This window comes from Ramlibacter tataouinensis TTB310, from assembly GCF_000215705.1.
GTDB lineage: Bacteria > Pseudomonadota > Gammaproteobacteria > Burkholderiales > Burkholderiaceae_C > Ramlibacter > Ramlibacter tataouinensis.
This window is the reverse complement of record NC_015677.1, coordinates 2268767-2283128: the sequence shown is the minus strand read 5'-3', so window position 1 is coordinate 2283128 and position 14362 is coordinate 2268767. Positions and strand designations below refer to the sequence as shown.

General features: G+C 68.4%; 13 protein-coding genes. 7 read left to right on the top strand and 6 right to left on the bottom strand.

Features of this window, described 5'->3' with window-relative positions; genetic code table 11:
* Nucleotides 1-987, bottom strand: a complete 987-nt coding sequence (locus RTA_RS11035; RefSeq protein WP_013901483.1) for a tripartite tricarboxylate transporter substrate binding protein — start codon at nucleotides 985-987, stop codon at nucleotides 1-3.
* A gap of 41 nt (nucleotides 988-1028) precedes the next feature.
* Entirely contained in the window at nucleotides 1029-2063 is a 1035-nt protein-coding gene (locus tag RTA_RS11030) for a hydroxyacid dehydrogenase (RefSeq protein ID WP_041675365.1), read from the bottom strand.
* Nucleotides 2064-2198: 135 nt separating this feature from the next.
* Between RTA_RS11030 and RTA_RS11025 the strand changes: the two genes are divergently transcribed.
* Nucleotides 2199-2897 carry a GntR family transcriptional regulator gene (locus RTA_RS11025; RefSeq protein ID WP_013901481.1) on the top strand — a complete coding sequence of 233 codons (699 nt, stop codon included), beginning with the start codon at nucleotides 2199-2201 and terminating at the stop codon, nucleotides 2895-2897.
* Between the two features lie 21 nt (nucleotides 2898-2918).
* On the opposite strand, the gene RTA_RS11020 is transcribed toward RTA_RS11025, so the two are convergent.
* Nucleotides 2919-3461 carry a pyridoxamine 5'-phosphate oxidase family protein gene (locus RTA_RS11020; protein ID WP_013901480.1) on the bottom strand — a complete coding sequence of 181 codons (543 nt, stop codon included), beginning with the start codon at nucleotides 3459-3461 and terminating at the stop codon, nucleotides 2919-2921.
* A gap of 220 nt (nucleotides 3462-3681) precedes the next feature.
* On the opposite strand from RTA_RS11020, the gene RTA_RS11015 reads away from it, so the two are divergent.
* From RTA_RS11015 to aac(3), 5 genes are all read left to right on the top strand, one after another.
* Nucleotides 3682-5043 (top strand): alpha/beta hydrolase family protein, encoded by a 1362-nt coding sequence (locus tag RTA_RS11015; protein WP_013901479.1) that lies wholly within the window; start codon nucleotides 3682-3684, stop codon nucleotides 5041-5043.
* A 115-nt stretch (nucleotides 5044-5158) separates the two neighbouring features.
* Nucleotides 5159-5845 carry a glutathione S-transferase family protein gene (locus RTA_RS11010; protein WP_013901478.1) on the top strand — a complete coding sequence of 229 codons (687 nt, stop codon included), beginning with the start codon at nucleotides 5159-5161 and terminating at the stop codon, nucleotides 5843-5845.
* A gap of 1 nt (nucleotide 5846) precedes the next feature.
* Nucleotides 5847-6197 carry an ArsR/SmtB family transcription factor gene (locus RTA_RS11005; protein ID WP_013901477.1) on the top strand — a complete coding sequence of 117 codons (351 nt, stop codon included), beginning with the start codon at nucleotides 5847-5849 and terminating at the stop codon, nucleotides 6195-6197.
* Nucleotides 6194-6667 carry an SRPBCC family protein gene (locus RTA_RS11000; protein WP_013901476.1) on the top strand — a complete coding sequence of 158 codons (474 nt, stop codon included), beginning with the start codon at nucleotides 6194-6196 and terminating at the stop codon, nucleotides 6665-6667. Before RTA_RS11005 ends, RTA_RS11000 begins: the two co-directional genes overlap by 4 nt.
* A gap of 163 nt (nucleotides 6668-6830) precedes the next feature.
* Entirely contained in the window at nucleotides 6831-7625 is a 795-nt protein-coding gene (gene aac(3), locus RTA_RS10995; protein WP_041675363.1) for an aminoglycoside 3-N-acetyltransferase, read from the top strand.
* A 284-nt stretch (nucleotides 7626-7909) separates the two neighbouring features.
* On the opposite strand, the gene RTA_RS10990 is transcribed toward aac(3), so the two are convergent.
* On the bottom strand, nucleotides 7910-8356 hold the full coding sequence (locus RTA_RS10990; protein ID WP_013901474.1) for an SRPBCC family protein: 447 nt from the start codon (nucleotides 8354-8356) through the stop codon (nucleotides 7910-7912).
* 155 nt (nucleotides 8357-8511) lie between these two features.
* On the opposite strand from RTA_RS10990, the gene RTA_RS10985 reads away from it, so the two are divergent.
* Entirely contained in the window at nucleotides 8512-10428 is a 1917-nt protein-coding gene (locus RTA_RS10985; protein WP_013901473.1) for a PAS domain-containing hybrid sensor histidine kinase/response regulator, read from the top strand.
* A 43-nt stretch (nucleotides 10429-10471) separates the two neighbouring features.
* On the opposite strand, the gene RTA_RS19775 is transcribed toward RTA_RS10985, so the two are convergent.
* The gene (locus tag RTA_RS19775; RefSeq protein ID WP_049871271.1) at nucleotides 10472-12832 is read right to left on the bottom strand and encodes a hybrid sensor histidine kinase/response regulator; all 2361 of its coding nucleotides are present in this window, start codon (nucleotides 12830-12832) and stop codon (nucleotides 10472-10474) included.
* Complete coding sequence (locus RTA_RS10975; RefSeq protein WP_013901471.1) at nucleotides 12829-14355, bottom strand: PAS domain-containing hybrid sensor histidine kinase/response regulator; 1527 nt, start codon at nucleotides 14353-14355, stop codon at nucleotides 12829-12831. The genes RTA_RS19775 and RTA_RS10975 overlap by 4 nt, the downstream gene beginning before the upstream one ends.
* Between the last annotated feature and the right edge of the window lie 7 nt (nucleotides 14356-14362).

The window sequence follows — 14362 nt, the reverse complement described above, 5'->3', positions numbered from 1 at the left end:
TTACTTCTCCCCCCAGGGCATGGCCTGCCACAGCTGCCTGAACCCCGCCTCGGCTTCCTTCAGCTCCGCGGCATAGGCCGGCGGCGGCAGGTAGCGCAGCGGCGCGAAGAAGCCGGCGGCCTTGGCCTGGAACTCCGGGTCGGCGGCAGCCTTCTGCACGGCGGTCACGAGCTGCTCGCGCACCGCGGACGGCAGGCCCTTCGGCGCGGCGACGCCGCGCAGGGACGCCATGACGATGTCGTAACCCTGCTCCTTGAAGGTGGGTACCTGGGGCGCCAGCGCGGTGCGGGCCGTGCTCATCTGCCCCAGCTGGCGCAGGGCGCTGCCGCCCTTGGCGTACTGCAGTGCCTCGCCGATGTTCATCGAGGCCACCGTGATCTGCTTGCCGACGAGCCCGTTGTGGACCTCCGCGGCGCCCTTGAACGGCACGTGCGTCATCTTGATGCCGGCGGCACGCTCGAGCATCAGCGCCGAGATGTGGTCGTCGGAGCCGATGCCCGTGGTGCCGTAGCTCACGGCGCCCGGGTTGGCCTTGGCATGGTCCACGAGTTCCTTCAGGCTCTTGTAGGGGCTGTCCGCGTGCACCGAGAAATTGCCGGGATCGTCCACCAGGTTGCCCAGCAGGTCGAAGTCCTGCCAGTGGAAGCTGGACTTGCGCTCCATCGGGATGGTCAGTACGTTCGGCGTGTTGATGAAGCCGATGGTGTAGCCGTCCGCCGGCGCCTTGGCGAGCTCGGCGAAGCCGATGGCGCCGCCCGCGCCGGGGCGGTTGACCACGACCACGCTGGCATTGCCGCCCAGGTGCTTGGCGACGAACTGGGCAGCCGTGCGGGCGAGGATGTCCGTGCCGCCTCCGGGGGCGTAGGCCACGATCATCCTGATCGGCTGCTCGGGGTAGGCCGCGAGCGCCACGGCGGGGGCCGCCGCCACGGCGGACAGCAGCAGGGCCGGCATCAGGCGGTGCAGCAGCGAGGTGAAGCGTTGCATGTCGGTTGTCTCCTTGGGTGGTCGTGGTGGACGCAAGCGGTTCAGCGCAGGATCCGCGCGCGCCGCTTCTCGTAGGCCGGCCAGGCCTCGGGATTGATGAGGCGAGGCGGCCGCCCGCCGGCCAGCAGGCCGGCGATCTGTTCCGCCGCCATGCCGGCGACGGCGCGGCGTGCTTCGTGGGTCACGCCGGCGGTGTGGAAGGTGGCGAAGACGTTGTCCATCGCCAGCAGCGGGTGGTCCAGCGGCGGAGGCTCCCGGTCCCAGACGTCCAGGCCGGCGCCCGCGATGTGGCCGGACCGCAGCGCTTCCACCAGGGCCGCTTCGTCGTGGATGCCGCCGCGGGCCGTGCTGATGAGGATGGCGCCCTTCTTCATGCGCGCCAGGGCCGCCGCGTCGATCAGCTTGAGCGTGCTGGCGTCACGCGGGCAGTGCAGCGACACGAAGTCGGACTGCGCGAGCAGCTCGGGCAGGGAGACCGCGCGCGCGCCACGGCGCGTGATCTCTTCCGCGGACAGCAGGGGATCGGTCGCGATCACCTCCATGCCGAACGCCCGGGCCAGCGACGCTACCCTGGTGCCGACGTGCCCGATGCCGACCAGGCCCAGCGTCTTGCGGCGGATCTCGTGGCCCATCACGTCCTCGCGCGAGAAGCCCCGCTCGCGCCGCAGGCGGCGGTCGCTCTCCAGCATCCTGCGGGAAACGCCGAGCATCAGCCCGAGGGTGTGTTCCGCGACGGAGGGCGCGTTGGCCCCGGCCTGGTTGACGACGATGACCCCCGCCGCCGTGCAGGCGGCAACGTCCACCGTGTCATACCCGGCGCCGCTGGACGACACGCACAGCAGGTCGGGGCAGCGCGCGACCAGGCCGGCACGCGCGAACCACTCCGGGGGCAGTTCGTCCTTGGCAGCCGACACGTGGTAGACGTGTGCGCCGCTGAGCACGTCCCAGGCTGCGGCAGGATGGCCGCGCACGGGGAAGATACCGACGGACACGCCCGGCTCGCGGGCCAGCCGCTGGTCGAAGGCCGCATCGATCCAGAGGTCCGAGCGGACCACTCGCCTGGGGCTGGTTGTCATGTTCTGGTGGTGGGGGAGGGCCGTTGGCGCCAATGTACAATAAAAAAACAATCGAGCCACCCTAAGCGCCCGGCGTCCGGATGTCCATGGCGTTTCACCTGTGAGGGCTGCTCCGGTAAGTACAAAGGGAAACAAATGGCCGTCGCGGCCGAAAAGGCTTACGAGCTTCTGAAGCAGCGGGTGATCGCCGGCGCCTATGCGCCGGGCGCCCAGCTGAAGGAGGAACACATCGCCCGCGAGCTGGCCATCAGCCGCACGCCGATCCGCGCCGCGCTCAAGCGCCTGGTGCAGGACGGCCTGGCGACCGCCGATGCCGGCCGCGGGGTGCGCGTGTCGGAGTGGACCGAATTCGACATCCAGGAAACCTACGAGCTGCGCGGCCTGCTGGAAGGCCACGCGGCGGAGCTGGCGACGCGCCGCGGCGGAGCTGCACTGGCCGACCGCCTAGACGAGCTGAACGCACGGATGGAGCGGGCCCTCGCGAAGGGGGGTGACTCGATGGCCGGACAGCTGCAGGAGATCAATGCCCAGTTCCATCGGGCCATCCTGGAGGCGAGCGGATCGCCGCGCCTGCGCGCCATGCTGGCCGGCCTGATCGACATGCCCATCGTGATCCGCTCGTACTTCATCAGCACGCGGCAGGACCTGGTCCAGAGCCTGCACCACCACCGCGATCTCGCCGCGGCGGTGCGGATCGGCGATCCCCAGCTCGCGCGGCAGGTGATGCAGCTGCACCTGAAGGTCGCGGCGCACCGGTTCGGGCTGCGGCGCAGCGAGTTCAGCGGGACGCAGTGGCCGGGCGCCACGACGGCCCGGCGCCGCACGGCGGCATGAGCCGGCGGCGGACCCCGGCCGTCAGGCCGCGACGCTGACGCGGCCCTCGATCGAGTCGTCCAGCGTCTTGCCGGTGGCGGCGCCCACCAGCATCTTGACGCCGGCGACCATGTTGCCGTGCTTGTGGTCCCAGTAGTAGCCGCTGGTGGGGATGACCTCGATGATGGTGATGCGCGGGTCGTCCTTGCCCTCGGTGAACCAGGTCTTGAGGATGGGCTCCCAGAGCTCGTCGAGCTTGGCGCGGTCGCGGCTGATGCGGGCGCGCCCGGTCAGGTGCAGGAAGTCCGAATGCTCCGAGCCCTGGAAGAACAGCTGCACGGTCGGGTCCTCGGACAGCTCCAGGTTCTTGTGGCTGTCGTCGGCGCTGAGGAACCACAGGTGGCCGGCGTCGTCCACCTGCCGCACGTTCATCGGCCGCGTGCCCTCGGACGGGCCGTGGCCGTGCGCGGTGCAGAAGAAGCAGGTCTGCGTCTTCTTGACCACGCCGCGCAGCCGCTCGACGGCTTCCTGGCCATTTACGTCGCGATGGTTGTCTTCGGGCTGGTTGCGGTTGATCGAATCCACGGATGGCTCCTTGATGAGGCAGGGGGAAAGGGCGGCTGCGTCGGATGACGGTCGCGTTGACGAACTATCCTCACGGGAATGCGGGTGGGACGGCACCGGCACATGCCGCATGCGCTTGTAGGCAGGGGATGACGGCGCCCCCACGCACGCGTCCGATGGAATAAGCTGGCCTTGAGTTCTCGATCCCGATCTCTCTCGACCAGCCTTTCCAGGAGAACGCATGCTCCGAAATCCCTGCCGACTGCTCGCGCTTGCGAACATCCTTGCCGTGCTCCTGACCGCCTGCGGCGGGGGAGGAAGCGCGGGTGACACCGGCACCGCCGGAGCAGAAGCGGGTGCAGATGCAGGTGCGGTCGCAGGACGCGGCACGCTGCGCACCGCGCCGCGGACCGTCGGTGAACTGGACAGCGATGTCATCGACACCGCGGCAGCGGCCACGGGCCTGCGTGGGCTGGCCGACCGAGCCCGATGCGACGTGCGCATCGTTGCGCTGGACTACAACACCGTGGGCGTGAGCAGCGAGCCCACCAACGCAACGGGTGTCTTGCTCGTGCCCGCCGGCGACTGCGCAGGCGAGGCGCATCCCTTGGTCGCCTACGCGCGGGGCACGAACGTCCAGAAGCTGGACACGCTGGCCGCGGCGGACGACCCCGAAACGCTGCTGCTGGCCACTTTCTATGCCGCTCAGGGCTATGCGGTGGTGGCCACGGACTACCTGGGCTACGCCGGCTCCACCTACCCGTACCATCCCTACCTGCACGCCGACTCCGAAGCCAGCGCCGTGATCGACGCGATCCGCGCGGCGCGTGCGGCCGCGCCGGACGAATCGCTCAGGCTATCGGGTCGCGTCATGGTGTCCGGCTACTCGCAGGGCGGGCACGCCTCGGCAGCGGCGCAGCGCACCATGGAACGCGAGAACGCGCAGGAGTTCGAGCTCGTGGCGGGCTCGCACATGGCGGGCCCCTACAACCTGTCGGGCGCGCTGCGGGAGCCCGTCGCCGTGGCGAGTTACCCGGTCTTCATGGCGTTCCTCGTCACGTCGTGGCAGAAGGTCTACGGCAACCTCTACGCCAACGCTTCGCAGGTGTTCAGGCCCCCGTACAGCGACAACATCGACAACCTGCTGCCCAGCGCGACGCTCACGACCAGCACCCTGGTGAGCACGGGCGCGCTGCCGGGCGGCACCCCGGCGCAGGCGCGGGAAGCCTTGCTGCAGCCGGCTTTCCTGTCGGACCTGCTGACCAACGATGCCAACCCGGTGCTGCAGGCGGCCCGCCGCAACGACGTGCTGGGCTGGTCCCCGCGCGCGCGCACCCTGTTGTGCGGCGGCTCGGGCGACCCGACCGTGCCGCTGGCGACCCACCAGGCGGTCGCGGCGGCCGATTTCGCCAGCCGCGGGGTGGGCACCGTGACCGCGGTCGACGTTGACCCGAACATCCGCAGCGCGTTCACCCTCGACGGGCAGGCCCCCACCGACCCGGAGAGCAGCGCGTACAGCACCTACTACGGCAACTACCACGCCGTGCTGCAGCCGCCGTTCTGCCTGGCACGGTCCAAAGCGTTGTTCGACAGCGTTCGGTAGCAGCCTGCGGCCCGGCCGCCGCACTCATCGGCAAAACGCGGTGTGCCGATAGTTAGACAAGTCGGAAAGTGTCGGCTACACTTAGCCAAATCGGAAACTATCCAGGCGCGCGGCCATGGCACTGAACCTCTACTACCACCCGCTGTCTTCTTCCTGTTGGAAAGTGCTTATCGCGCTGGACGAGATGGGCATCGCGTTCGAGCCCCGGTTCCTGGACCTCGCCGATACCGGTGAGCGTGAGATGTTTCTGGCCCTGTGGCCCACAGGCAAGATCCCGCTGCTCGTCGACGGCACCCGTGTGGTCCCGGAGACGAGCATCATCGTCGAGTACCTCTCCCGGCACTACGCAGAACCGGATCGCTCGCTGCTGCCGCGCGAGCCGGACGCCAACCTCGAGGTGCGCCTCATGGACCGCGTGCTGGACCTGTACGCAATGACCCCCATGCAGGTCGTCGTGGCCGACCGGCTGCGCGCGAATCACGAGCGGGACCCGATCGCCGTGGCCAAGGCGCGCGAGACGCTAGCGATGGTCTACGGATTGCTCGAACGCAGACTGGACGATCGACCCTGGATGGCCGGCGAACGGTTCAGCCTGGCGGATTGCACCGCAGCACCTGCGCTGTTCTACGCCGCGACGATCGTTCCCCTGCCCGCGACCTGCCACCGGCTCGGCGGCTACTACGAGCGCTTGCTGCAGCGGCCGTCGGTGGCACGAGTGCTGGAAGAGGCGCGACCCTACTTCCAGTTCTACCCCTTCCGCGAGGCCCTCCCGGCCCGATTCCTGCCGGCGGCGGGAGGCTGAGATGCGCGGGACCCCGGACCCTGGACAACTGGATCGGCAGTTCTTCGCCCTCTCCGACACCACCCGCAGGACGATTCTGGAGCACCTGAGCAACGGGCCTGCTTCGGTGACCGAGCTCACGGAGCCATTGGGCATAGCGATGCCTTCCGTGGTGAAGCACCTGACCGTGCTGGAGGATGGGGGCTTGGTGCAATCCGAGAAAGCCGGCCGCGTGAGGACCTACCGAATGACCCCGTCCGCTTACGCTGCGATCGAGCAGTGGGTGGCCATGCGCAGGAAGAGGTTGGATGCGAAGTTCGACCGCCTGGACCGCTACCTTTCGGGCGGCAAGATGAAGGAGCCCCCAAGATGACGCAGGCATCCGCCGCGCACACCAGCTTCGTGATCGAACGCTCGTTTGCCGCGCCGCCGGCGGCCGTGTTCACCGCCTGGTCGGACCTTGAAAGCAAGCGGCAATGGTCCGACTGCCACGCGGAGAACACGGTGGAGTTCAGCCTCGACTTCCGTCCGCTCGGCCGGGAAACCCACCGTGTGGCGCATCCCGAGCATGGCGACCAGGTAGTGGAAAAGGTGTTCTTCGACATCCGTGTCGACCGCCGCATCGTCTTTGGTTACGACATCACAGTCAATGGCCAGCGGCTCTCCGTGTCGTTGGTGACGGTGGAATTCACCCCGACGTCGACCGGCACAAGGATGATCTACACGGAGCAGATCGCCTACCTGGACGGTCACCACGATCTCGAGCAGCGCATCCACGGCACGGGCGAAGGACTGGACCGTCTCCGCCTGCATGTCGAAGCGTATCGAGGTGTCGTGCAATGAGCCGTCACTTGCGCGCGGGACCGGACCGGCTGCGAGGCCGAATGTTGGTGGGCAATCGCCACGGCGGTGTTGCCCCATCGAGTGCGACTAGACTTCCGCCTCTCGAGCAAAGAGTAAGGACGAGATGCTGACAACACCAGCGCAGCCAACTGAACCCACGGCCTTGTTCCACACACGCGCCTCATTGCACGGCGACTTGGAACGGCTGGGAGTGGCAGATGGCGACGTGGTAATGGTTCATGCTGCGGTAAGCCGGGTCGGAAGACTGCTACATGGTCCGGATGCCTTGATCGCCGGTCTGATCGATGCGGTAGGAGCCACCGGAACTATCGTCGCGTACACAGATTGGGATGGCGCGTACGAGGAGCTGCTCGACGACGAAGGACGAGTACCGCCAAGGTGGCGAGATCAGATCCCGGGGTTCAATCCCAGCACCTCACGCGCGATCCGCGACAACGGCATCTTGGCTGAGTTCATCCGCACTACGCCCGGTGCACGCCGCAGTCGCAATCCCGGGGCATCGGTCGCCGCGATCGGCGCACAAGCGCAATGGCTGACCGACGACCACCCGATGGACTTCGGTTACGGTGAGCGTTCGCCGCTGGCCAAGCTTGTCGAGATGGGCGGCAAGGTGCTGATGCTGGGTGCGCCGCTGGACACCATGACGCTTCTGCACCATGCCGAGCACTTGGCTCGCGTTCCGAACAAGCGCCGCAAGCGCTTCGAAGTTCCCCTGGAAACGGCCGGGTACACCACCTGGCGATTCATCGAGGAATTCGACACGACCGATCCAATCATCCCCGGCCTTGCGGACGACTACTTCGCTCAGGTGGTGCGGGAGTACCTCGCAAGTGGGCACGGCACCCAGGGGCTGGTCGGAGAAGCACCTTCAGTGCTCGTCAGCGCTGCTGAGGTATGTGCCTTCGCCGTCAGCTGGCTGGAGCGCCGCGCAGCTTAGTGGGAAGGCTGACTACCTGACGCTTCCGCCGGTCCGCTTCCGCCACGGCGCGCGTACGCGGGCGCAAACTCCTCGCGCGCGAACATGTCGATCGTGGTGGGCTGCAGGGCGACGCGCTGGCAACCCACCAGGCCGTCGCGGTGGCCGATTTCGCCAGCCGCGGCATGGGCACCCGTGCTGCAGCCGCCGTTCTGCCTGGCACGGTCCAAGGCGCTGTTCGACAGCGTTCGGTAGAAGCCTGCGCCTGAATGCTGCAACTTGCAGCGCCATCTTTGGGCCGAGTCTCAGCCTGCGATGTCCGGCTCGACAAGTTGAGCCAGGGCGACGAGCGACTCCTGCCAGCCGAGGTAGCACATCTCGGCAGGGATCACCTCAGGGATCCCTTCCTGCACGACGGAAAGTTCGGTGCCGCAGGACACCGGCGTCAGCGTCACGGTGGTCTTCATGGTGCCGGGCAGGTTGGGGTCGTCGAACGTCGCATCGTACGCAACGCGCTGTCCGGGAACCAGTTCCAGGTACTTTCCGCCGAATGAGTGGCTGTGGCCCGTGCCGAAGTTCGTGAAGGACATGCGCCACGCGCCCCCGACCACCGGCTCCATGCGATGGACTTTGCCGATGAAACCGAAGGGCGGCAGCCATCGCTCGAAAGCGCCGGGCTCGGTGAAGGCACGGTAGAGTCTGTCCGGCGGAGTGCGCAGCACGCGATGCAGGCGGACGGTGTTGGTAGCCATGCTTGTGTTCTCCTGAAGTGCAGAGGAAGGCCCTCTGCCTACACGACGAACGAGGCTGCGGAAATCGACCGGCAGGCAGGCGAGGACCCCGCAGGCGGGAAGCCACCCGCGTCGAGGTCGGTGATCGTGCGCTCGGCAGTAGGCAGAATGCGGGAGTGAGAACCCCCATTTCGTCGGCAGCCGCGGTCCAGACCGAGCAGCGATTCCAGACCCTCTTCGAGCAGGCGCCGTTCAGCGTGCAGCTGCTTTCGGTGGATGGCCGAACCCTGAAGGTGAACCAGGCATGGAAAGACCTCTGGGGAACGCACGAGGGTGACCCGCTCCTCGAGTTTGTGCTGACGGAATACAACATGCTCGCCGACGCGCAGCTCGAAGCCAAAGGTGTGACGCCGCACCTGCGGCGGGCCTTCGCGGGCGAGGCCGTGCGGCTTCCGGCCGTTCACTATGACCCCGCCGAACTCGGCAAACCCGGGCTTGCACGCTGGGTGGAAGCCACGGCGCGGCCAATCAAGGCGCCCGATGGCGCAGTCCTCGAAGTCATGCTGATCCACGAGGACGTGACAGAGCGCCTGCTGGCAGAGCGGCAGCTGCGTGCGAGCGAGGCGCAGTTCAGGACGATCGCCGACGCCATGCCGCAGATGGTGTGGTCGACGCTGCCGGATGGCTACCACGATTACTACAACCAGCAATGGTACGAGTTCACCGGCGTTCCGCCGGGTTCCACCGATGGGGAAGCTTGGAACGGCATGTTCCATCCGGAAGACCAGTCCCACGCCTGGGAAGTGTGGCGACATAGCCTGAACACGGGGGAGCGGTACGAGATCGAGTACCGACTGAGACACCGGTCGGGCGAGTACCGGTGGGTGCTGGGACGGGCACTGCCCGTGCGCAACGAGCAGGGCGAAATCGTTCGGTGGATGGGAACTTGCACCGACATCCACGAGCAGAAGCAGGTGCGGGACGAGCTACTCGCCGCCAACCGCCGCAAGGACGACTTTCTGGCCATGCTCGCGCATGAATTGCGCAACCCCCTGGCGCCGATCAGCACCGCGGCGCAACTGCTGAAGGCAGCGCCCGGCGACCCGGCAAAGGTGGAGCGTTCCGCGGTCATCATCGAGCGCCAGGTGCGGCACATGACGGAGCTGGTCGACGACTTGCTGGATGTGTCGCGAGTCACGCGCGGGCTCGTCGAGCTGGAGCGCAGGCCCGTGGAGGTCAAGGGAGTCCTGGGCAACGCGATCGAGCAGGTGCGGCCCTTGATCGACGCCCGCGGGCACCAGCTGACGACGCGCATGGTTTCCGGTGACGTGTACGTGCTTGGAGATCGCACCCGGCTCGTGCAGGTGGTGTCGAACTTGCTGAACAACGCCGGGAAATACACGCCGCCGAACGGCTCTCTGTGGGTTTCGATGGCTGTTGGTGAGCATGTAGAGGTGCGCGTTGCCGACACCGGCATCGGCATCGAGGCGCAGCTGCTGCCCCATGTGTTCGACCTGTTCACGCAGGGCGAGCGCACACCCGACCGTGCGCAGGGCGGGCTCGGTTTGGGGCTGGCCCTCGTGAAAAGCCTGGTGGAGCTCCATGGCGGCCGCGTGACAGCCGAGAGTCAAGGGCGTGGACTGGGAAGCGCATTCACGGTCACGCTTCCGCTCCTGAAGGGCGGAACTTTGGCGGCATCCGAGGTGCACCAACGCATCGACGTGCCGCATGCTCCACAAGCACTGCGCGTGATGATCGTCGACGACAACAAGGATGCTGCCGTGACCTTGGGCATGCTTCTGGAGAGCTTGGGCCACGAGGCATGCGTGATGCACGACCCTGCGCAAGCGCTCGAGGCGGTCCAAGACTCTCTGTTCAACGCTTTCGTGCTGGATATCGGGTTACCCGGAATGGACGGCTACACGCTTGCTCGGCGCTTGCGTGCTCAGTCCAACGGCAGCGCTGCGACCTTCGTGGCCCTCACCGGTTATGGAAGTGCGAGTGACAGGCATCGCGGCAATGACGCTGGATTCGACCACTATCTCGTAAAGCCGGCCGATCTTAGTGAACTGGCGCGGCTGCTGCATGGTTGAAGCGTCGGGCACGCCGGCCCGTGCGGCAATCCGCCGAACCTGCCTACAACCCCTCCAGCAGCTCCATCACCGCCTCCACCGACGCCGGCTTGACCAGATGCGCGTCGAAGCCCGACGCCTGGGTCAGCTGCCGGTCCTGCGACTGCCCCCAGCCGGTCACGGCCACGATCAGGCAGCCGCGCAGGGCGGGCATGGCGCGCAGGGCGCGGGCGACCTCGTGGCCGTCCATCTGCGGCATGCCCACGTCCAGCAGCACGCAGTCGGGCTTCATGCGCTCGGCGGCGGCCAGGCCGCTGGGGCCGTCGTAGGCGGTCTCGGTGGTGTGGCCGCCCAGGGCGACCACCGAGGCCAGCGTGTCGGCCGCATCCTTGTTGTCGTCGATGATCAGCACGCGCCTGGGCCGGGTGGTGGGCACCAGCGGGGTGCCCGCGGCCGTGCCCGGCGCGGGCGCTTCGGCCGGCGCCAGCGGCAGCCGCACCGTGAAGGTGGAGCCGGCATCGATGCCGCCGCTGGCCGCGGTCACCTCGCCCTGGTGCAGGGCGACCAGCTGCCGCACCAGCGCCAGCCCGATGCCCAGGCCGCCCCGGGCGCGGCCGATGGTGTGGTCCACCTGCGCGAAGAGTTCGAACACGCCGTCCAGCATGTCGGGCGGGATGCCGGCGCCGTTGTCCTGCACGCGGATGCAGGCCCGGCCCTGCGCGTGCGCCACCTCCACCTCGATGGTGCCGCCGTGCGGCGTGTACTTGATGGCGTTGTTCAGCAGGTTGTCGATCACCTGCTTCATGCGCGCCGGGTCGGCCTGCACCCACACCGGCTCGGCCGGCACCCGCAGGCTCACCTGGTGCTGGGCTTCGCGGATGGCCTCGCCCGCCGCGTCCACGCAGGCCTGCGCGATCGCGCGCAGGTCGGTGCGCTCCAGCCGCAGCTCGATCTTGCCGCGGGTGATGCGCGAGACCTCCAGCAGGTCGTCCACCAGCCGCACCAGGTGGCGCGTCTGCCGCTCCATCAGCTCCAGCATGCGCGTGCGCATCTCGTCGGTCGCGCGGGGCGAGCGCAGGATGGTGACGGCGTTGACCACCGGCGCCAGGGGGTTGCGCAGCTCGTGCGCCAGCGTTGCCAGGAACTCGTCCTTGCGCTGGTCGGCCTTTTGCAGCGCCTCCGCGGCTGCCTTGAGCACGCCGATGTCGGTGGAGCAGCCGAACCAGCGCAGGATCTCGCCGCTCTCCGGGTGGCGCAGCGGCTCGGCCCGCACCAGGAACCAGTCGTAGGCGCCGTCGGCGCGGCGCATGCGGTGTTCCACCACGAAGGGCACGCCCTCGCGCTGCGCGGCCTCGAAGCGGCGCAGTGTCCGGTCCGCATCGTCCGGGTGCACGAAGTTCGCCGCCATCTCCGCCGCGGTCGCCGGCAGGGGCGCCCGGCCGGTGTACTCCGTCCATTGCCGGTTGAAGAACTCGGCGCGGCCCTGGCGGTCGATGATCCAGATGATCTGCGGCACCGTGTCGGCCATCACGCGCAGCCACTCCTCGCTCTCGCGCAGCTTCTGCGCGGCCAGCGCGCCTTCGGTGACGTCGATGCCCTGGCTGAAGATGCCGGTGACGCGCCCTTCGGCGTCGCGGATCGGCTGGTACACGAAGTCGAAGAAGCGCTGCTCCAGCCCGTCGTGCGTGGGGGAGGGCAGCAGGGCCGGCACGGCCTTGCCCTCGAAGGGCACGCCGGTGGTGTAGACCCGGTCCAGCAGCTGGACGAAACCCTGTTCCACCATTTCCGGCAGGGCCTCGCGCACGGGCCGGCCGATCAGCGGACGGTGGCCATAGAGCTCGCGCATGGACTCGTTGGCGATCTCGAACACGTGGTCGGGCCCGCTGACCACGCCCACCATGCCCGGCATCTGCAGGAACAGCTGCTGCAGCCGCTCCTTGTCCTCGGCCGCTTTTTTCTCGGCCAGCACGCGCTGGGTGGTCTCCACGATGGAGCAGAACAGCCCGGCCACCTTGTCGCCCACGTAGACCGGTGAGTAGGAGAAGCTGATCCACGCGAGCTCGGCGATGCCCCGGCGCTGCAGGGTGAAGGCCTCGTCCTCGAAGTGCTGCGGCTGGCCGGCGAGCGTTGCCTCGATGCGGGACCTGACCTGGGGCCAGACGGCCGCCCAGGTCTGCGACAGGGGGGCGCCCAGCGCGGCGGGGTGCCTGTCGCCCAGGATGTCCAGGTAGGCGTCGTTGTAGAGCATCCTCAGCTGCGGCCCCCAGGCGATGAACATGGGCGCGCGCGTGTTCAGCATCAGGCTGACCAGCGCCTGCAGTTCCTTGGGCCAGCCCTGCGGCTGGCCCAGCGTGGGGTGCCACTCGAGGGCGCGCATCAGGGCCGCGACCTGGCTGCCGGGGGCCAGGAGAAAGGGCGGGCTCATGGGGCCGGAGCAGGCCCGCGGTCCAGCAAGTGCAGCAGCTTGTCCAGGTCGACCGGCTTGACCAGGTGCGCCGAAAACCCCGCCTGCCGCGACCGCTCGTGGTCACCCGGCAGCCCGTAACCCGTCAGCGCGACGAACTGCGGCGCCCCGGCGCCAACGGTTTCCTTCAGCCGCCGCGCCAGCTCGTAGCCGTCCATCACGGGCAGGCCCACGTCGAGCAAGGCGATGTCCGCCGCAAAACCGGGCGCGATGCGCAGGGCTTGGGCGGCGTCGTGCGCCGCGGCCACGGTGTGGCCGTGCGCTTCCAGCAAGGCCTTCAGCGTTTCGGCCGCGTCGACGTTGTCGTCCACCAGCAGCACGCGGCGTGCCGGGCCGCTGCGGCCGGGTGCCGGTTCGGCGGCGCGGGATTCCGTGCCGCCCCGCGGGTCGGCCTGCGCCAGGTCCACGGTGAACTCGGAGCCATTGCCCGGCCCCCCGCTCTCGGCGCGGATGCTGCCGCCATGCAGCACCACGATATTGCGCGCGATGGCCAGGCCCAGGCCCAGCCCGCCGCGCGCGCGGTCCTTGTCCTGGTGGCTTTGCACGAAGGGGTCGAAGACCTTGTCCAGCATGTCCGGCGGGATGCCTTCGCCCTGGTCCTTCACGCTCACCGCCACCCGGCCGGCCTGGATGCGGCATCGCACCGTCACCCGCGTGTGCGAGGCGCTGAACTTGGACGCGTTCACCAGCAGGTTGGTCAGCACCTGCGACAGCCGGGCCGCATCAGCATCCACCCAGGCGGGTCCGGCCGGCAGCTGCACGTCCAGGGTCTGTTCGCGCGCTTCCAGCATCGGCCGGGCCACCTCGACGCTGCGGGCGATCACGGCGGCGATGTCCACGCGCTTCTTGCGCAGCTCGATCAGGCCGCGGGTGGCGCGCGAGACGTCCAGCAGGTCGTCCACCAGCCGCGACAGGTGATGCACCTGGCGCTCGATCACCTCCAGCTCGCGCGAGCGCTGGCCCCGCATCTTCATGAGGTGCAGCGAGGTCGTGATCGGCGACAGCGGGTTGCGAAGCTCGTGCCCCAGCACGGCCAGGAACTCGTCCTTGGCCCGCGAGGATTCCTCCAGCGCGCTGAGCACGGCCTTCTCCTGGCGGATGTCGCGCGCCTCCAGGATGGTGCCAATCACCTCGCCGTCGGCCCCGTGCATCGGGGCGGCGCTGAAGGCCACCGGGTAGAACGAGCCGTCCTTGTGGACGAACACCTCCTCGCCGCGGGCGCGGTGCTGGTGCTCCAGCGTCAGGCCGATCGGGCACTCTTCCAGCGGGAAGTGCGAGCCGTCGGGCCGGGTGTGGTGCAGCATGTCGTGCAAGGTCCGGCCCTGCATCTCGGGCAGGGTGTAGCCCGAGAGCTTCTCGGCCGCCGGGTTCATGTAGACGCACTCGTACTGCGCGTCCATCATGAAGATGGCGACGCTGGCGTTGTTCAAGAGCGCATCCAGCTTGCGCTGGGCATCGAGGCTGGTGGAGGTGCTGGGATCCATCGAGGGC

What these genes read in the sequence shown, in the direction of transcription:
- RTA_RS11015 (WP_013901479.1), top strand. Translation starts at nt 3,682, where the DNA reads ATGCTCCGAAATCCCTGCCGACTGCTCGCGCTTGCGAACATCCTTGCC.
- RTA_RS10975 (WP_013901471.1), bottom strand. Translation starts at nt 14,355, where the DNA reads ATGGATCCCAGCACCTCCACCAGCCTCGATGCCCAGCGCAAGCTGGAT.
- RTA_RS11005 (WP_013901477.1), top strand. Translation starts at nt 5,847, where the DNA reads ATGCGCGGGACCCCGGACCCTGGACAACTGGATCGGCAGTTCTTCGCC.
- RTA_RS11030 (WP_041675365.1), bottom strand. Translation starts at nt 2,063, where the DNA reads ATGACAACCAGCCCCAGGCGAGTGGTCCGCTCGGACCTCTGGATCGAT.
- RTA_RS11025 (WP_013901481.1), top strand. Translation starts at nt 2,199, where the DNA reads ATGGCCGTCGCGGCCGAAAAGGCTTACGAGCTTCTGAAGCAGCGGGTG.
- RTA_RS19775 (WP_049871271.1), bottom strand. Translation starts at nt 12,832, where the DNA reads ATGAGCCCGCCCTTTCTCCTGGCCCCCGGCAGCCAGGTCGCGGCCCTG.
- RTA_RS11000 (WP_013901476.1), top strand. Translation starts at nt 6,194, where the DNA reads ATGACGCAGGCATCCGCCGCGCACACCAGCTTCGTGATCGAACGCTCG.
- RTA_RS11035 (WP_013901483.1), bottom strand. Translation starts at nt 987, where the DNA reads ATGCAACGCTTCACCTCGCTGCTGCACCGCCTGATGCCGGCCCTGCTG.
- RTA_RS10990 (WP_013901474.1), bottom strand. Translation starts at nt 8,356, where the DNA reads ATGGCTACCAACACCGTCCGCCTGCATCGCGTGCTGCGCACTCCGCCG.
- RTA_RS11010 (WP_013901478.1), top strand. Translation starts at nt 5,159, where the DNA reads ATGGCACTGAACCTCTACTACCACCCGCTGTCTTCTTCCTGTTGGAAA.